The sequence below is a fragment of the Enterococcus sp. 6D12_DIV0197 genome (assembly GCF_002174385.1).
GTDB lineage: Bacteria > Bacillota > Bacilli > Lactobacillales > Enterococcaceae > Enterococcus_D > Enterococcus_D casseliflavus.
Map to the genome: position 1 here is coordinate 3403607 of NZ_NIBN01000001.1, position 19211 is coordinate 3422817.

15 protein-coding genes are annotated in these 19211 nt (G+C 43.2%); 3 read left to right on the top strand and 12 right to left on the bottom strand.

Annotated features, from left to right (window positions below):
• Window positions 1-4: 4 nt before the first annotated feature.
• The 6 genes from A5867_RS16010 to metG form a co-directional block, all read right to left on the bottom strand.
• Window positions 5-886 carry a sugar ABC transporter permease gene (locus A5867_RS16010; RefSeq protein ID WP_005228014.1) on the bottom strand — a complete coding sequence of 294 codons (882 nt, stop codon included), beginning with the start codon at window positions 884-886 and terminating at the stop codon, window positions 5-7.
• Complete coding sequence (locus A5867_RS16015) at window positions 886-1959, bottom strand: ABC transporter ATP-binding protein (RefSeq protein ID WP_005228012.1); 1074 nt, start codon at window positions 1957-1959, stop codon at window positions 886-888. The genes A5867_RS16010 and A5867_RS16015 overlap by 1 nt, the downstream gene beginning before the upstream one ends.
• Window positions 1960-2433: 474 nt before the next feature.
• On the bottom strand, window positions 2434-3927 hold the full coding sequence (gene abc-f / locus A5867_RS16020) for a ribosomal protection-like ABC-F family protein (RefSeq protein ID WP_074934082.1): 1494 nt from the start codon (window positions 3925-3927) through the stop codon (window positions 2434-2436).
• A gap of 495 nt (window positions 3928-4422) precedes the next feature.
• A complete protein-coding gene (locus A5867_RS16025) occupies window positions 4423-4851 on the bottom strand; it encodes a hypothetical protein (RefSeq protein ID WP_005228008.1) in 429 nt (142 codons plus the stop codon).
• 171 nt (window positions 4852-5022) lie between these two features.
• Window positions 5023-7701 carry a cation-translocating P-type ATPase gene (locus A5867_RS16030; RefSeq protein WP_005228006.1) on the bottom strand — a complete coding sequence of 893 codons (2679 nt, stop codon included), beginning with the start codon at window positions 7699-7701 and terminating at the stop codon, window positions 5023-5025.
• A 262-nt stretch (window positions 7702-7963) separates the two neighbouring features.
• Window positions 7964-9970 (bottom strand): methionine--tRNA ligase, encoded by a 2007-nt coding sequence (metG, locus tag A5867_RS16035; protein WP_005228005.1) that lies wholly within the window; start codon window positions 9968-9970, stop codon window positions 7964-7966.
• Between the two features lie 356 nt (window positions 9971-10326).
• Here metG and A5867_RS16040 point away from each other — a divergent pair, with 356 nt between their 5' ends.
• Both A5867_RS16040 and A5867_RS16045 read left to right on the top strand, forming a co-directional pair.
• Window positions 10327-10602: a hypothetical protein gene (locus A5867_RS16040; protein WP_005228003.1), complete on the top strand. Its 276-nt coding sequence runs from the start codon at window positions 10327-10329 to the stop codon at window positions 10600-10602.
• A 50-nt stretch (window positions 10603-10652) separates the two neighbouring features.
• Window positions 10653-11483, top strand: coding sequence for an NUDIX hydrolase (locus A5867_RS16045; protein ID WP_005228002.1), 831 nt, complete (start codon window positions 10653-10655; stop codon window positions 11481-11483).
• Window positions 11484-11628: 145 nt separating this feature from the next.
• Here A5867_RS16045 and A5867_RS16050 read toward each other — a convergent pair whose 3' ends face one another.
• The 5 genes from A5867_RS16050 to opp3b are packed head-to-tail and all read right to left on the bottom strand — an operon-like array spanning window position 11629 to window position 16647.
• The gene (locus tag A5867_RS16050; protein ID WP_010749109.1) at window positions 11629-12627 is read right to left on the bottom strand and encodes an RNA-guided endonuclease TnpB family protein; all 999 of its coding nucleotides are present in this window, start codon (window positions 12625-12627) and stop codon (window positions 11629-11631) included.
• Between the two features lie 30 nt (window positions 12628-12657).
• Window positions 12658-13596, bottom strand: coding sequence for an ABC transporter ATP-binding protein (locus tag A5867_RS16055; protein ID WP_005227998.1), 939 nt, complete (start codon window positions 13594-13596; stop codon window positions 12658-12660).
• 14 nt (window positions 13597-13610) lie between these two features.
• Window positions 13611-14663, bottom strand: a complete 1053-nt coding sequence (locus A5867_RS16060) for an ABC transporter ATP-binding protein (protein ID WP_216593164.1) — start codon at window positions 14661-14663, stop codon at window positions 13611-13613.
• Window positions 14663-15706, bottom strand: coding sequence for an ABC transporter permease (locus A5867_RS16065; protein WP_005227994.1), 1044 nt, complete (start codon window positions 15704-15706; stop codon window positions 14663-14665). The genes A5867_RS16060 and A5867_RS16065 overlap by 1 nt, the downstream gene beginning before the upstream one ends.
• Window positions 15706-16647, bottom strand: coding sequence for an oligopeptide ABC transporter permease (gene opp3b, locus A5867_RS16070; RefSeq protein WP_005227991.1), 942 nt, complete (start codon window positions 16645-16647; stop codon window positions 15706-15708). Before opp3b ends, A5867_RS16065 begins: the two co-directional genes overlap by 1 nt.
• Window positions 16648-16731: 84 nt before the next feature.
• On the opposite strand from opp3b, the gene A5867_RS16075 reads away from it, so the two are divergent.
• Window positions 16732-17067 carry a DUF3899 domain-containing protein gene (locus A5867_RS16075; RefSeq protein WP_005227990.1) on the top strand — a complete coding sequence of 112 codons (336 nt, stop codon included), beginning with the start codon at window positions 16732-16734 and terminating at the stop codon, window positions 17065-17067.
• 100 nt (window positions 17068-17167) lie between these two features.
• Here A5867_RS16075 and A5867_RS16080 read toward each other — a convergent pair whose 3' ends face one another.
• Window positions 17168-18829 (bottom strand): peptide ABC transporter substrate-binding protein, encoded by a 1662-nt coding sequence (locus A5867_RS16080; RefSeq protein WP_005227982.1) that lies wholly within the window; start codon window positions 18827-18829, stop codon window positions 17168-17170.
• Between the last annotated feature and the right edge of the window lie 382 nt (window positions 18830-19211).

The window sequence follows — 19211 nt, forward strand, 5'->3', positions numbered from 1 at the left end:
TCGTTTATTCGCCCACTTTCTTCAAAAGTTTATTTTGGATAAAGGTGACGAGCAAAATAATGATGAACAAGATCACGGTTGCCGCCATTGCAATCCCCGGACGTCCGGCGATATGGAATTTGTCATAAATATAAAAGACTGCCGTGGTTGCACTGCGGGCGATCCCTGGCTGTCCGCCAAACAAGGCATATACTTGAGTATAGACTTTAAAGGCACTGATCAGATTGACCGTTAACAAGAAGGCAAAAGTCGGGATCAACTGCGGAAAGGTGATTTTCCGAAAAATCTCGCCATCGGTGGCGCCAAACATTTTTGCGATTTTGTAGTGTTCTTTGTCGATGTTGCGCATTCCTGCCAACAAGATAATAATGTTGAAGGCGAGGCTCGTCCAAACGCCAAAGATGATCAAGGTCGTCATACTCATATTGACATTATCCAGCCAGTTGACTGGTGGAATGCCGACAAGACTCAACAAATAGTTGATGATCCCGTAAGAGCCATTGAAAAAGTAGCGAAACACGATCCCGATGGCAATCGTACTCGTGACATAAGGCATAAAGAAGATCGTTTCAAAAAAACTTTTGTATTTGACTTTTTCAAAAATGATCCACGCAATCGCTAAAGAAAGGATCAACGCGATCGGTACGACCGCAAAAGCAAAGAGCGCCGTATTTTGCAGTGCTCGAAAGAAGACTGGGTCCGTTAAAACCCTTTGATAGTTCTCAAGCCCAGCATACTGTTGGTTAATCAAGGTTCCTTTTTGGAAACTCATGATGAAGGAACGAAACAGCGGATATACACTGAATAAGAAAATAATGACCAATGAAGGCAGTAAAAACAGCCATGCTTTCGGTTGGTTCTCAGGGTTATAATTTTTTTTGAACATTAGTAGACCCGCTCTCCTTTTTCATCAAAGATAAAGGCTTTTTTGTAATGAAAATCAAATGACACTTGCGCGCCTTCTTCAATGATTTCTTCAATACTAACGATCGATTTCATATGTTTGTCAGCCAGATCAAAGTTCAAGATTCGTTCTCGTCCGATCAGCTCCACACTCTTGACTTCCGTTTGGAACAAACCTGCTTGCAAGGTGGTCAGCACATCTTCTGGACGAATGCCTAACGTGTATTGGCCGTCTGTTAATGGTTTCTTGAAGCGAAGGTCGGTAAATCGGTCAACTGGTACAGTGAAGGCAGGATGGATCATTTGGCCATCTTTGACTTCTACTGGCAAGATGTTGATGATTGGATTACCGATGAATTTCGCTACAAAAAGATTGTTTGGTTCTAAGTAAAGGTTTTGCGGATCATCATTTTGTTGAATGATCCCCTCGTTCATCAAGATGATCTTATCACTGATAGAAAGAGCTTCTTCTTGGTCATGGGTCACGAAGATCGTGGTGATGCCCACTTCTTTGACTAACCGACGGATCTCTTCACGGATCTTCAAGCGCAAACGGGCATCTAAGTTACTTAATGGTTCATCCAGTAGTAAGACTTCTGGACTTTGCACCAAGGCACGCGTGATCGCTACCCGTTGCTGCTGTCCGCCAGAAAGGGTTCCTGGTTTTTTCTGACTTAACTCTTCAATATTGGTCAGTTTCATGAACTTTTCAGCAATTTTCTGTGCTTCGTTTTTCTTGATCTTTTTCTCTCCGACTGTCAGTGGAAACATGACATTTTCTAAAACAGTCATATGGGGATAAAGGGCATAATTCTGAAAAACAAACCCGATATTGCGGTCTTTTGGCTCGGTCTTAACAACGGAAGAACCATTAAAGCGGATATCACCATCGGTGGGACTCAACAACCCCGCGATCAAATTCAATATCGTCGATTTCCCACAACCACTTGGTCCCAACAAACAAACCAAATCGCCTTTTTCTATTGTAAAATCTACTGCTTTCAAGGCTTCAAACTTATTATCGAAAACCTTCTTCAACCCGACTACTTCTATCAAAACTGCCCCTCCATTTTCTCTTTTTCCTCCGAATAGTTGACTGGCATTTCAAGTCACAAAAAAAACGAACTCTTGATGTTTCGGTCAAACGCTCAAAGAAATTCGATTTTAATCATAACAAACGAATGTTTTTATTCGATACCATTATTGTAAATGTTTTGTAAAAATCATTGGGAATTATGAAAGAATTTTTAATTAATTTACCTTTTAATGAGAAAACAATGAGCCAAACAACGCAGTTTCTAGCCAGTAAACACGAACATTTTAACGTTTTTAGAAAATTTTCATGAAAAACGGGTAAAAATTATCAATCCTTTAGTATCCATTGATGTTAACACTATTTTTACGCGACTTTTTGTCCAAAAGCACCTTTAGTAATTGTTTACTAAGACCATCAGTATTTCTTCTTTTAAAATAACAAAAAAAGGATGATTATTTAAAAAACAATCATCCTTTTTCATTCTATCCTTTGCCTCAGTCACCCGTCAGCGTCAGCAACTTCGTTGAAACTTGCTCAAGAAAATAACGGTCGTGTTCAATGATCAGCATAGAAGGCTCCACCAAATGGATCACTTCCTCTAATTGCTTTTGATTGAAGACGTCCAAATAATTTAGCGGTTCATCCCAGATAAACAATTCTGCTGGTGTTGCTAATGATTTGGCTAGTTCCACGCGTTTACGCTGCCCCATGCTCATTTGCTGGATCGGCGTTTGAAAGACAGCTCTTTCCAAGCCAAGCTTTTTTAAGTTATTTAGCAGATCTTGATAATTCAAGCCATGCTCTTGGGCAAATTCTGTCAGCATCCCACAGTTGTCCTCGTAGTTTTGTCGGACATAACTGATGGTGATCCCATGGGCTGTTTTGATCGTCCCTGTCTGCTGTCCATCGAAAGTACCTAAAATACTCGCAATCAAACTGGACTTGCCAGATCCGTTGGCCCCTTGAATCCCCAAGCGCTCTTTTTGACGGATCGCAAACGTCAGCGGTTTAAACAAAGGCTGCTCATAGCCAAGCTGAAAATGCTCTGCTTCCAGCAACACATCATGATGGCTAACAAGCGGAGTCATTTTCAGAGGATCAATCCACTCAATGTCTTTTAACAACGCAGACTTGTCTTGAATTTGATCTTCCATCCGTTTAACGATCGCTTTCGAGCGCTTCATGGTCCGTGCCGCTCGGGCACCGATCGCCCCCGTATCATAGATTGCCCCGCTGCCTTTTTTGGTCGGCGACCCTAGTTTGTCCCGTTCGCGTCCTCGGGACCACTCCGCTTTCTCGGCTGCCGTCTGCTTCAAACGACCGATTTCTTTTTTCAACTTGCTGTTTTGTTCTTGCTCATACGCATCTTTTTGCTGCTTTTGCAGCTCATAGACTGAATAATTCCCTTTGTACAACACCAAGCGGCTTTTTTCGATCGCCAACACATGATCGACGACGTCATCGACAAACTGTCGATCATGGCTCACAACGATAAACCCGGTTTTTTGCTGCAAATAGCGGGCAACATGTTCGCGAGCGGTCACATCCAAATGGTTGGTTGGTTCATCGATCAAAGGAAAATTCTCTTCATCAACGAACAACCGCGCCAACAGGACTTTCGTTTGCTCTCCGCCAGATAAAGTGGCAAAGGGCCGCCAAAGAACTTCTGGATCAAGCTGCAGCAGGTTCAATTCCCGTTCCAAACGCCACTGCTCAAATTCGCCAGATTCCTGTAAAACAAAAAGCGTCAGTTGCTGATCGTCAGCGACAGGTAAGGGAAAATAAACGAATTGCTGCTCATGGGTGATCGAGCCGCTATAAGGCAATTCATTGAGCAGCAGACGCAGCAAGGTCGTTTTGCCGCGACCATTTCTGCCAATCAACCCTAATTTCCATTGTGTATCAAGGTTCAAGTTGGCATCCTCAAAAAGCAACCGTTCTTGGCTGTCAAAGCCAAAAGTTAAATGATTAATACTGATATTCGACATAAATATACCTCGTCTCTATTCACGGAATAGAGTAGACCTAAAGCTATTTTCAGAATCAGTTTTTAGAGGTACACAAAAAGATCCCCCATCGAAAAAGTCAACCAATCCTGAAAATCTGCAGACTATCCCCTTGGAGGAACAGTTTCATGCAGCTTTCAACAAATTGGTTAATTTTTCAATGGAGGATCCCTCATTTCGTTTAATAGTGCCCTAAGTATAGCATTGATCGGCAAAAAAGCGCAAGTTCAGTACCCCCTGCTGCTTTTCCTTTATATTTTATTCACAAACTAAACCCGTTATCGCTGGAAACGTTTCATTAAAAAACACTTGAAACACAAAAAAACCATCAGGTTGGTTAGTCCTGATGGCAAAAGGAGTAAAATGAAAAATAAAAAGGTTGTTGGTTGTGAATTCATTATACCTCCGATAAAAAAACTTTACATGTGAAAAACATAACAGTTAAATTAAATAACTCTTGTTTAACTTGAATGTTTATCATTTTTTTAACAATAAAGCCGTCATCCGTTGAATGGCAAAAGAAATTTCGTCGGTTGCTTCATCTTGCTTGGCTTCTGCCGCATCAAAGGCTTCTTGGTCGATTTTGTTATCGAGACTCAAAATCATCTCATCACAGCCAGCAACATATTTCATATACGCCCGTTCGAATTTTTTATGGATCCCCATCACATTCGCTGGGGGACGCAATTTGCTGATTTTTTCCAGCATCAAGCGGTATTTGTCCGTGCCTTCTTTAAAAATTCTAGTAATCTCAGCTAGCCGCTCAGGTGTTACCTCGGCTTCTTTCTTCTCGTCGATCGCTTTGCGGATCTCTTCATAATTGGGATTCATTTTCTCCCCGATCGCTTCTGTTTCTTTGACAAGATCGTTGATTGTTTGTACATAAAAACCTAAGTTTGGTCGCACAGTGGGTCCCCTACTTTCTTTGTTATTATCTCCTATTTTACCGTTTCTTACTGCAAATGAAAAGGTCAAGTAACAGCCGCAGGGTTTATCGAAAATAAGCCAGCAAAAAATGGCCTGCTGCCCAGGGAGAAGGACAGCAGACCATTGATTGTTTTTCCGTTTATTTTTGGCTTATTTGCGTCCCATTGCTCGTTGGATCGCTTTGACGATCTCAACGACTGGAATGATCGCAAAGGAGGCGCCTAAAACGATGCCCCATTGATACAAGTCAAGGTGTGCAACACGGAAGATATCATTTAATCCTGGCACGATGAAGATCACCAGCATCAACGCAAAGGACAACAGGATCGCCCAGTTGAAGGCTTTGTTTCTAAATGCCCCTACTTTAAAGAGCGACTGATGGATCGATTTGACGTTGAAGGCATGGAACAACTGCATCAATCCTAACGTGGCAAAGGCCATCGTTAAGGCATCGGCATGGATCGCATCGTACGTATTGTGAACGGGCCATTGGATCGCTGACCAATAAACGAACAGCACGGTTGCCGCTTCTAAGATCCCTTGGTAGATGATACTGCTCATCACACCACCAGAGAAGAAGTTGGAACTGCGTCCCCGCGGTGCATGTTTCATTAGATCTTTTTCAGCAGGCTCCATTCCTAAAGCAATTGCTGGGAATGTATCCGTTACTAGGTTGATCCAAAGCAAGTGGATCGGCAATAGCGAGTCCCAACCCCACAAGGTTGCTAAGAACAAGGTCAAAACTTCCCCTAGGTTAGCGGCTAGCAAGTATTGAATCGCTTTTTGAATATTGGAGAAGACTTTTCGTCCTTCTTCCACTGCTACGACGATCGTAGCAAAGTTGTCATCTGCTAGGACCATATCGGAAGCACCTTTAGAAACTTCGGTACCTGTGATCCCCATGCCGACACCAATATCGGCTTGCTTCAGTGATGGTGCATCGTTGACCCCGTCACCAGTCATGGCAACGACTTTGCCTTCTTGTTGCCAAGCTTTGACGATCCGAACTTTATGTTCAGGCGATACCCGTGCATAGACTGAGTAGTTCGCTACCTTTTGGGCAAACTCTTCTTCGCTCATTTTATTGAGTTCAGCGCCAGTCAAGACGGCATCATCATCGCCCGGTTTGATAATCCCTAAACGTCCCGCAATGGCTTCAGCTGTATCGCGGTGGTCTCCGGTGATCATGATTGGACGAATCCCAGCTTCTTTGGCTAAACGTACTGCATCGGCTGCTTCTGCCCGTTCTGGGTCGATCATTCCGACTAAGCCAGCAAAGACCAAATCATTTTCGACGATTTCTGATTCTAAGTTTTCTGGTACTTGGTCTACATATTTGTAGGCCATCCCCAATACCCGCAGTGCTTGTTTTGCCATATCGGTATTGTTGAATAAGATTTTTTCTTTTTCTTCATTGGTCATCGGCAGCTCTTGGCCGTCCAATAGTACTTTTGAGGTTCTGCCTAGCAAGACATCTGGTGCGCCTTTGACAGCAACTAAATAGCGGCCGTCTTCTTGTTGGTGGATCGTACTCATAAGTTTTCGGTCAGAATCAAATGGCAGATCTGCTACCCGTGGTTCTTGATTGACAAGATCTCGCACATGGAATCCTTGATCCATCCCGAATTGCACCAATGCGGTCTCAGTCGGATCACCGATCAAGTTGCCTTCTTCACCAAATTTTGTATCATTGGCAAAGTTCATGACTTTTAATGCCATGTTGTCTAACGGAATATCTTCTGAAGCAGCATGTTGCTTGTCATTGACATACAATTTTTCCACGGTCATTTGATTCAACGTCAACGTACCAGTTTTATCAGAAGCGATAATATCGGTTGCCCCAAGGGTTTCAACCGCTGGCAATTTACGGATCACTGCATTTCGTTTCGCCATTACTTGCGTACCTAAGGCTAAGATGATCGTTACGATCGCTGGCAGCCCTTCTGGGATCGCCGCTACTGCTAATGAGATCGAAGTCAATAGCATGTCGACCCATGACGTATTGTTAAAGATCGTTCCAACAAAGAACATGATCACTGCAATGATAATGATGGCGATCGTCAGGAATTTTCCTAGTTCATTTAAGTTACGCTTCAATGGTGTTTCGGTTTCTTGGGCGCTAGCCAGCATGCCAGCGATTTTCCCAACTTCAGTTCCCATCCCTGTATTGACCACGACCCCTTTGCCGCGGCCATAGGTCACATTACTGTTTGAATATGCCATATTGACGCGATCGCCGATCCCGACATCCGTCCCTTCGATGACGGTCAATTCTTTTTCGACTGGTACGGACTCACCGGTCAAAGCAGCTTCTTCAATTTTTAAAGAACTTGCTTCTAAAAGGCGTAAATCTGCCGGTACGACATCGCCAGCTTCTAATAGAACAATATCCCCCGGCACCAATTCATCGCTCTTGATGGTGACGGTATGACCATTACGCAACACATTGGCATTTGGTGTAGACATTTCTCTTAGTGCTTCGATCGCCTGCTCCGCCTTCGCCTCTTGAACGACACCCATGATCGCGTTGATAATGACAACTGCTAAAATAATAATTGAGTCCACGACTTCATGGGAAACGACTGCTGAGATAATCGCCGCCGCTAGCAAAACGATGATCATCAAATCTTTAAATTGTTCAAAGAATTTTTGTACCATCGATTTCTTTTTGCCTTCTTCTAATTCGTTGGGACCATACTCAGATAAGCGTTTTTGTGCTTCATCGTTCGTTAATCCATTGGCATCTGTTTGCATTTCTTCCAGAACATGCTGCGCTTCTTGCGCATAAAACGCCTGCGATAGCTGTTCCTTTTTGTTTTCTTCTGACATGTTTCTCCTCCTTTTATATTTACTCTTCCTTTATTGTACATGATATGAAAAAAAATAGACTTATGTATGCACTGTCTAAGCATACATAAGTCTCACTGTTTAAGACAGCACCAGAAATTTCTTTCAGGATGGTGATACTGCCGCAGATGAAATCCGCCAATTACTCCCTCATGTTCATGTCAATAACCTACATTATACAAAAACTTTTCAGGTCTGGCAATTTTATTTTTGCTGAAACTAGCAGAAGGATTTCTCCTAAGAATCAGGCGATGATCGAGCCGTTTGGCATGCCTTTTGGTGCTTCCACGATTTGCAGACGACCGTCATTGTCTTCTGCTGAAAGGATCATTCCTTGGCTGACTTGTCCCCGCATTTTCCGCGGTTTCAAGTTAGCAACGATCACGACTTTTTTACCGATCAAATCTTGCGGTTCTGGATAAAATTCAGCGATCCCCGATAAAATTTGACGATCTTGATCATCTCCCGCAGCTAAGCGGAATTGCAGCAGCTTGTCGGCGCCTTTGACTTTTTGACAGTCAACGACTTCTGCCACTTTTAATTCGATCTTGTCGAAGTCTTCGTATTTGATCTCGGCTTTTTCGGATTGCAATGTGGTTTCTTCTGGATTCCATTTGACTGTTTCTTCTGGACTTTGCGTCCCTTCAGCCATTTTCTTTTGGATGTAGGCTACTTCTGTTTCAAGTTCCAAACGTGGGAAAATCGGTGTGCCTTTGGCAACGACTTTCGTGCCGCTTGGAAATTCACCAAAGCGTAAATCTTTCAGATCCATGGCAACAGAAGCCAATCCTAATTGTTGGAAAATATTGGCTGGTGTTTCTGTCATCACCGGTTGCAATAAGATCGCAACGATGCGTAAGCTTTCCGCTAAATGAACCATTACACTGTTTAATTCCGCACGCTTTTCTTCTTCTTTGGCTAACACCCATGGTTGAGTTTCGTCAATGTATTTGTTGGCACGGGAGATCAACGTCCATACTTCTGACAATGCCGTACTGAATTCCATTTTATCCATGGCTTCATGGTAACGACCAACAACATTGGCAGCAGTCGTTGACAGCTCGCTATCAAAAGGCGTCACTTTTGAGGCATAATCTGGCACTAAGCCATCACAATATTTATTGATCATAGCAATCGTCCGATTCAACAGGTTGCCTAAGTCATTAGCTAGATCGTAGTTCAAACGAGAAACGAAATCTTCTGGTGTAAACACACCATCGCTGCCAAAAGGAACCGCCCGTAAGAGATAATAACGCAACGCATCTAAGCTGTAGCGCTCCACTAACATTTCTGGATAAACGACATTGCCTTTAGATTTCGACATCTTGCCGTCTTTCATCATCAACCAGCCATGGCCAAAGATTTTTTTCGGTAATGGCAAGTCTAATGCCATCAGCATGATTGGCCAATAGATTGTATGGAAACGCACGATTTCTTTCCCAACCATATGCACATCAGCTGGCCAGTATTTTTGGAACAAGGAATCGTCGTCTGAGCCATAGCCCAATGCCGTAATATAGTTGGATAACGCATCGATCCACACATACACCACGTGTTCAGGGCTAGCAGTGACTGGGATGCCCCATTTAAAGGTCGTTCTGGAAACAGCCAGGTCTTCTAACCCTGGTTTGATGAAATTATTCAGCATTTCATTTTTACGTGATTCTGGTTGAATGAACTCTGGATGCTCATCATAGTATTCAACCAAACGATCGGCATATTTGCTCATGCGGAAGAAATAAGAAGATTCCTTCACCAATTCTACCTCATGACCGCTTGGCGCTTTACCGCCGATGACTTTGCCTTCTTCATCTCGGTAAACTTCTGCTAATTGCGTTTCAGTAAAGTATTCTTCATCAGAAACGGAATACCACCCTTCATATTCACCAAGATAGATATCTCCTTGATCAAGCAATTGCTGGAAGATTTTTTGAACGGCTTTTTTATGGTAATCATCCGTTGTGCGGATAAATTTATCGTAACTGATGTCTAGTGTGTTCCATAGTTTCTTGACGTCAGCTGCCATTTTGTCGACGTATTCTTGCGGATCTACGCCAAGTTCTTCTGCTTTTTTCTCGATTTTTTGACCGTGCTCATCGACACCCGTTAAATAAAAGACATCAAAGCCCATCAATCGTTTGTATCGTGCTACCGCATCACAAGCGATCGTCGTGTAAGAATTCCCGATATGCAGCTTGCCGCTTGGATAATAAATTGGCGTCGTAATATAGAATGTTTCTTTTTCAGCCATGGACGCAAGTCCTCCTTTTCACTAGTAAAGTGTATACTTAGGTAGTATACAGTTCGCAACCCAAAAATGCTATAATTTTAATCAAAAAAGCGGATAACCTAAGACCTTTTTCCATGGTCTACAAGGAACAAAGGAATCGTTTTGGTCCTTAATACGCAGCAAATAAACCAGCAGATTTGAGCATTTCTTTTCTACTAGTTATCATAGCGCAGATAGCCGTTCACTTCAATGTTCTAGGGGAAGAATCTGATCCTGACAACGAATCTCTTAGGAAATAAAGGTGTTTTATCTCTCTTTGATTAACAGGTGCTTCTTTTGCTATAATGAGGAAGACTTCACTTATAGAAAGGAACGCTATGACTCGAAAAAACAAACAGCATTTTTTGCTTTTAACTGTGCTTTCTGTGGGACACTTGCTTTTTTCAACCACAAGTTACCCCTTTTTGTTTGCGTACTTCAATAGCCATGATTATGCTGCGCTCTTTGCAACAGCGATGGCAGTCCTCCGTGTGCTTTTTTTGCTCTGGATCGCTCTTTGGGGCTATTCAGCACTCAAAGAACACCCGCCGTCTTCTTGGCTTTATCTCGCATTATTTTTCCTTAATTTGATCGTTCCTTATTTTTTCCGTTAAGGAAAACCGTCGCGTTCAGCTACTTACTTTATCTAAGGCAGGAGAAACCAATGAAAGAATTTACCTCAAAATCAGCTGAAAAACACTACTATGAAAAAGAAGCGTCAGAAGCAGAGTTTCTTACATGGTATCAGGCGCAAGATCAGCCGAAATACGAGAAACCTTCCGTAACCGTCGATATGGTTTTGATGTGTTACAACAAAGAAGAAGAACAATTAAAAATTGCGCTGATCCAAAGAAAAGGCCATCCTTTCCGTAATTCTTGGGCATTGCCGGGAGGCTTCGTCAATCCCAATGAATCGACGGGGCAAAGTGTGATCCGTGAGACGCAAGAAGAGATCGGGGTCACCATCTCCAAGCAAAACATCGAACAGCTGCATACCTTCAGCACCCCAGATCGCGATCCTCGCGGTTGGGTGATCACCGTCAGCTATTTGGCTTTTATCGGTGAAGAACCCTTAAGTGCCGGTGACGATGCGAACCAAGTACGCTGGTTCTCTTTAGAAAGAAAAGCCAATCAAATTTATTTGACCAGCGGCGAGATCGAGATCATTCTTGACCTAGTGACTGGCGCCTCTGTTGGAAAAGATACGTTGGCTTTTGACCACAGCGCGATCATCCTCAAAGCTTTCAAACGGGTTGCCAACAAGATGGAACACGAGCCACAAGTGCTGCTCGTGTTAGGCAAAGACTTTACGATCACGGAAGCCCGTAAAGTATTCGCCAAGTTTTTAGGGATCGATTTTAAAATGATCGATCATTCCAACTTCAAAAAATCCATGCTCCAATATTTTACGGAAGTTGGCGAAAAGCCCGTCGGCATCGGGCGTCCCTCAAAGATCTATCGCTTAAATGACGCATTTTTAGGTGACAAAATGTAAAAAAATACAACCCCCTGTCAGACCGTAGTTTGGCAGGGGGTTGCTGGTTAATCATAATTAGTGAACGTGGTTCCTAGAAACAAAAATCAGAAAGATTTTTTCTATAACCTAGGCGATCCCTGGCGTTCCTTCCAGTTCAAGCGGCTCAGCTGCTCATTTCGCCTGAGAGCCGTTCTAGCTTCTGTTGGTCCTGCGTATCCAACGTGACAAAACGCAGTTCTTTGCCGTACCACTGCGCTTTGTACTGGATTTTACGAACGAATTGATGCCAATCACTGATGCTGTAATGACCAGCTTTTAAAACCGTATCTTCTGCGATTTGTTCCAAATAGATCGTATCGTACTGTTTTACGAGATGGTAGCTGACTTGATCGATGAATTCCCGCTTTTGACAGCAGTGAAAACGATAAAGGCGAGCGACCTTTCCTTTTAGCTTCTGATAATTTCGCGCCTGGGTCAAAAGGATTTTCTTCCGTTTGACCGCCGTCGCTTTCACCTGAAGTTTGCGTTCTGCTCGCGTCAGCTTTTGCTTCGTTTGGATGGCATGCTCACAGGTGATGGGTATCGGCTGGTTGGCTTTGACCAACTGCTGCGGATCATAAACAACAGCGACAGAGGCTTGCTGCTTCGGCAATGGCGGGATCTCTTCCAAACAAAGGATCGAGATGTAAAACTCTTCGTTGTTTTTTGCTGAGATCGTTGCCGATTTGATCTTGCCTTTGATCGCCCGATGCTTTTTTACGGGAACCAATGTTTTAAGCTTTGGCAGCTTGATTTGATCGTCTTCAAAATAAATGGTGTGCTGCTGATTATTGGTGGTATACGATTGCCAGATACTTTTTTTGGTTTTCATTTTTGGAAAGCCAGCCCGCTTTTGAAAGTAATTTCGAAACGCTCGGTCCAGATTCCGTTGTGCATTCGCCAATGCCAAACTATCGGTCTCCTTCAAAAAAGGATACTCTTTTTTTAGTTTGGCTGGCGTCAACCCTTGCTTTGCTTCATTGTTGGCCAGCTCCTCCATCTTTGCCTCCAGCAGTTGATTGTACGTAAAACGTACACAGCCGAAGGTTTCGATGAAAAACTGTTTTTGCTGTCCATTAGGATAGATCCGAAATTTGTATGCTTTTAAAACACCCAGTTTCATCTCCTCCTAACACTCCCTATACCTTTGACGCTAGTTCCCCTTTTTTTGTGCTAACTTTTCTTGATAGATCTTGGCTTCTTTTTTCGTGGCATAAACGAAATGTCCTGGTGCGATCTCTTCCATTGCTCGTTCTTGGTTATCGTTTGGTTCGCTGACGTATTTGATCCGTTTGCGTTGACGCTCATGGTCAGGATCTGGCAGCGGAATCGCTGATAAAAGACTTTCAGTATACGGATGGACCCCGTAATGATAGATTTCATCGCTGGTGCCTACTTCTAGCAGTTTGCCGTTGTGCATCACGCCGATCCGATCGCTGATGTGTTTGACCATCGATAAATCATGGGCGATAAACAAGTACGTCAATTTATGTTCTTCTTGCAGATCTTGCAGCAAGTTGACGACTTGGGCTTGGATCGAAACATCCAATGCCGAGATCGGTTCATCACAGATGATGAATTTTGGATCGACGGCTAACGCGCGGGCGATCCCGATCCGCTGACGTTGTCCACCTGAAAATTCATGAGGATAACGGGTCCCGTGACTTGGGTTTAGTCCGACGGTTCGCAAAAGTTCATCCACCCGATCATTGCGTTCTTTTTCATTTTTGGCTAGTCCGTTAATATCGATCCCTTCGGCAATAATGTCCCGAACTTTCATCCGTGGATTCAAGGAAGCATAAGGATCTTGGAAGACCATTTGAACTTCTCGACGAAAATCAGCCAGCGGTTTCTTGCCTTTGATTTTCATAACATCTTGTCCATCAAAAAGAACTTCGCCTCCGGTAGGGTTATTCAAACGAATCACCGTCCGTCCAGTCGTCGATTTTCCGCTTCCGGATTCACCGACTAGACCAAAGGTTTCTCCTTCATAGATTTGGAAGGAGATATCATCGACGGCTTTGACTTCGTCTTTGCGGCCAACGTTAAAATATTGTTTGAGATTCTTTACTTCAAGTAAAACTTTTTCCAACCGTTTCTCCTCCTTTAGACAGATGCCTGAGTATTTTTTTCTTGGAATTTTTTCCAGCGAATCAAGATCTCATCCGGCGGAGTCACTTTCGGTGCTTGCGGCGCTAATAGCCAAGTGGCCGCTTTGTGCGTCGGTGAGACGTCAAAGAATGGCGGTTGCTGTTCAGCATCGATCTGCAAGGCAAACTCGTTCCGTGGATAAAAAGCATCGCCTGTTGGCGGATCTAACAAATCTGGAGGTGAACCAGGAATCGCGTACAAGCGATCGCCTGTTCCTTCTAACGTCGGCATAGAACCTAACAAGCCCCAAGTGTATGGATGTTGCGGGTTGTAGAAGATCTCTTCTGCGGTCCCCACTTCGACGATTTTCCCACCGTACATCACGGCCACCCGATCCGCCACATTGGCAACGACCCCTAAGTCATGGGTAATGAAGACGATGGACGAATTGATTTTCTTCTGGATATCTTTTAATAACTCTAAGATTTGTGCTTGGATCGTTACATCCAATGCAGTCGTTGGTTCATCTGCAATCAAGATCTGCGGGTAACAGATCAACGCGATCGCAATGACGATCCGCTGCCGCTGACCACCAGAAAATTGATGCGGATAATTTTTCAAGCGTTTCTCAGCATTCGGGATGCCGACAAGGTTCAATAGTTCCAACGCTTGTCGCAAGCCTTCTTTTTTACTGATTTTGTTGTGCTTCATCAATGATTCTGCCACTTGCTTGCCAATCGGCATCGTTGGGTCCAATGAAGTCATTGGATCTTGGAAAATCATGGCGATTTCCTTGCCACGGATTTTTTGCAGTTCTTTTTCGGATTTTTTCAAAATGTCCGTCCCATTGAAGAGGATCTGGCCATTATCGACATTGGCATTGCTGGCTAACAACCCCATGATACTGCGGGTCGTCACGGACTTGCCGCTCCCAGATTCGCCCACGATCGCCAAGGTTTCTCCTTTGTATAGATCGAAACTGACATCGCGGATCGCTTGGACTTTCCCAGCAAAGGTGTCAAAAGAAATTTCTAAGTTTTTCACTTCTAAGACTTTTTTCATAGCAATCACTCTTTCATTTTCGGATCAAAGGCATCACGCAAACCGTCTGCCAGCAAGTTGAACCCAATCATAATCACAGACAAGGTCACAGCTGGTACCCACATTTGGTAAGGCAGGAACAAGAAGGTTTTGTAGCCATCGCTTAGTAACATCCCTAAAGATGCTGAAGGTGGTTTTAATCCTAGCCCAATAAAGCTTAGGAAGGCCTCGAAGAAAATCGCCGAGGGGATACTGAACATCATTTGTACGATGATCACGCTGGAAATATTCGGTAATACGTGTTTCATCGCAATCTTGAGGCGACTTTCCCCCAGCGTCGTTGCGGCTAAAACGAATTCTTGATCTTTTAGTTTCATCGTTTGGGCCCGTACGATCCGCGCCATTGGAATCCAGTTAGTGATCGCCATTGCTGCCACGATCGAGAAGATCCCAGGTTCAAAAACCACCAACATCAAGATCATTACCACTAAGTTGGGAATACCAGATAAGATTTCTAGAAAACGTTGCATCACATTATCGATCCGTCCACCTAAAAGACCAGAGATCAGGCCATAGGTTACACCAAAGATAATGTCAAGCATTGCCGCGATAAACGCGATCAACAAGGAAATACGTGTTCCTACAAATAGACGACTCAATAGGTCACGACCCAAGCCATCCGTTCCTAAAAGGAAATACGTCCCGTCAGGAACATTGGCAGCTGCATACTTATCTACTAGCTCGCCTCCCACCATCGCATAGCCGTTTAAGCCATTGATGTTGATACCAGGAATTTTCGGCGGCAGATTTGTAAAGGTTACATTTTGCGCGGTTGGATCATGCGGCGAGACAAAAATCGTAATGATTGAGATCGCGATAATGATCAGCAACAAAATGATTGAGAAGACCGCGGCTTTGTTCTTTTTCAGACGACGCCATGAATCTTGGAAAAACGTTAATGAAGGGGTTGCGATCGCTTCACGCTCTTCATTGGTATTTTTTTGTAACGGTTGAAATTTGGCTGCATCGATGGCAGCAACATCATTTGCTGTGTAAGGTTTCTCTGCCATTAGCCACGACTCCCTTCTGAAACTCGGATCCGCGGATCAACGATTCCATATAAAATATCAACAACAAGAATAACAAAGACCAACATCGCGGAATAAAGAATTGTTACCGCCATGATCGTTGGATAGTCATTGGTCATGATTGATTTTACGAACTGTTCACCGATACCTGGGATCGCAAAAATATTTTCTACGACAAGAGAACCCGTCATCAAACCGACAGCTAGCGGCCCTAACAGCGTCAATAACGGAATCAAACTATTCCGCAAACCATGCTTGAAGGCAATTTCCCAGCGGCTTAACCCTTTTGCTCGTGCCAACTCGACATAGTCACTATGCAGCACTTCCACCATCTCGGTTCGAATAAACCTGGCGGAATCCGCTAACGGCGACATCGCCAAGGCGACGGTCGGTAGGATCGTGCTGGCAAAGGTCTCCCACTTGGCAATCGGTAAGATCCCTAGTTTGATGGCAAAAATGTATTGTAGCAACACGGCAAAGACAAAGTTAGGGATCGAACGTCCTAAGATCGCCACTAAGGTAGACGTTGTATCGATCCAAGTATTTTGTTTCATCGCAGAGATCGTTCCTAAAATGATCCCAAAGAACGTACCAAAGATGATCGCTTGTAGCCCTAGTTGCAGTGAAGGTCCGATTCTTCCTGATAGTAAATTCGCTACTGGCTGGTTTTTAAATTGGAAAGAGATCCCAAAGTCACCTTTTAGTAAATTGGTCAAATAAAGCCAATATTGGGTAATGATCGGTTTGTCCAATCCTGCTTGCTCATTTAGCAAGGCAATTTGTTCTGGACTTAATTTTTCAGCATTCGTATATGGTGTTCCTGGCAAAAATTGCATCAAGAAAAAGGTGATCGTGGCAATCAGCCATAATGTTAAGACCATGTAGAACACTCGTTTCAATAAATATTTCAAAAAGCTGTTCACGCAGTTTCCCCCTTAAGTATTTTGACTTCTATTCAATAATTATGTAAATTAACATAGTACGAATCATTAAAAAGGAGTCAGATCATGAAAATAAAAAAAAGTAGTGGGCTCATACCCCTCCTATGCCTCGCAATTTCTGGCGGATGGTTAGCCATAAAAAATGAATTTTCCATAGCAGCTCTTTCAGATGCCCTTTTCTTGTGGGCGCTGTTCTTTTTGATCATTGGCGGTTTTTTATGGGTATTTGCTTCTGGTTTCTTTGACCATTTTCAATACTCCATGAAGAAAGCTTTTTCCAAAAATAAAACAGATTATCTGAAATTATCCCAAGTCGGCAAACAGAGCTACGCCTTTTGGTTATGGCCTGGTGTCTTCTTGTTATTCCTTTCATTGCTCTTTTTAATGATTGCTACTAGTTAATTTCATTCTTATAGTTTTACTCATTGAAATGAGAAGCAAAAGGCTGAGACAAGAAATTGTCCCAGCCTTTTCTTCGGCATTTCAAGTCAACTACTCGTGATTATTCGATTGATGTCCACTTGTAGTCGTATTGTGCGCCCGCTGCGTGAGCAACAACACCTTTGACTTTTGTTGCACGTAAGTGTGCTTCCGCTTTTTGATAAACTGGAATGACACCTTGTTCATTCATAATGATTTTTTCTGCATTGACTAGGTCTTCCCAACGTTTGTCAGGGTCATTGGCATTGGTTGTACCCGCTGCTTCAACGGCTGCATCGTATTCTTCGTTGCTCCATTGCCCACGGTTGTATGAGTTGCCTGTCGTAAACAAGTCAGTAAAGCTACTTGCATCGGCATAGTCAGCACCCCAACCGCCCATTACTGTATCAAAATCACCAGCGTTTGAACGATCCAAACGAACAGAGAATGGTACTGGACTTAACGTGACTTTCACACCGTCCAATGTTTTTTCGATCGTATCTTGCAAGTACTCAATGATTTTCTTCGTTGAGTCTGTATCAGAAGCTAAGATATCAAATTCTAATGAATCGATCCCTAATTCTTCTTTGGCTTTTTCCCAATGTTCTTTGGCTTGCTCTTCATTGTATTCAATGACGCTGCCAGCTGCTTCCGTGAAGTCCGTATGATCGCCAGGGCTGAAGGTCATACCTTCTGGTACCAACCCAGTTGAAGCAATCGAACCATCCCCTAAGATCGATGTCACTAAGGCATCACGATCAATCGCATAAGAGATCGCTTTACGTAAGTTTTCGTTACGGAAAGGTGAATCTTCATCACGTTGGTTCAATTCTAGGTAAGAAGTCGTTGCTTCTGGTTGAGAAACGAAGGCTTCATCGTTAGCCATTTGTTGCGCTAATTCACCTGTTAGGATGACATCATCTGCTTGACCATCTTGGAAAAGGTTCAAGGCAGTTGAGGATTCCTTCACGACGCTTACATTGATCGTTTGTAATTTAACAGTATCTTTGTCCCAATATTGGTCGTTCTTTTCATAAGCCCATTCCGTATCCGTTCCTGGTCCATCAAACCCAGTCAAGACAAACGGTCCATTATAGACAGCATTGTCACTGGTTGACGCATATTGATCGCCATTTTCTTCGACCACTTTTTGATTTTGTGGGAAGAAGGATGGGAATGCTAATAAGTAATCAAAGTAAGGTGTTGCTTTTGCTAGGGTGATTTCTAATTCATAATCCCCCACTGCTTTGATGCCTAGCTCTGATGGATCCGTATCGCCTGCTGTGATGGCATCTGCGTTCTTAACTGGTGAAAATAGATACGCGTATTCTGATGCTGTTTCAGGTTTGACTGTCCGTTGCCAACCATAGACGTAATCTGCTGCTGTAACAGGGTCACCATTTGACCATTTCGCATCTTCACGTAATTTGATCTTGTAAGTCAGTCCATCCTCGCTGACTTCAGCTGCTTCAGCTGCACCAGCAGGTTGTGGTGTACTGTCAGCATCCAAACGATAAAGTCCTTCATATACATTGTTCAATGCACTGAAGCTGATCGTATCGGTTGCTAATGAGAGATCCGCACTTGGCATTTCTTGTGAAACCACTACGTTAAACACTTGTTCTGCACTGCTGTCGCCGCTTGCTGCTGTGTCATTGCTTGAACTATTTGTTCCGCCCGTTGTACAACCGGCTAACGCCACGCCACACACAGCCACTAAACCATAGGCCCATTTATTCTTCATCCTGTCCTACCCCTTAATTGAATTAATTTTCAGAATAATCATGCGATTTCTGAAGTTAGATAAGATTTTAATTAATAATTATTAAAAAAGCAATCCTTTTTTCGATAAAAAACACCTCAGACAGAAAGTTTTCTTGGTATTTACTTACCTTACTCTCATCAAACATTCGTTAAATGCTATTTTTCCTTTCTTTATTTATAAGAAATAAAGCAAAAAAAATAATAAAAAAACATGGTTAAATGTAACTTACATTCATTTTCCGTCTTTCTTTTTCATTTGATCCGTCAAAATGAGAAATGTCTGATAGAAGGGTAAACATACAGAAATCGCCAATGATTTTTATCAAAATAGTCCAAAAAAAGACCTGATCGCATGCTTGCTG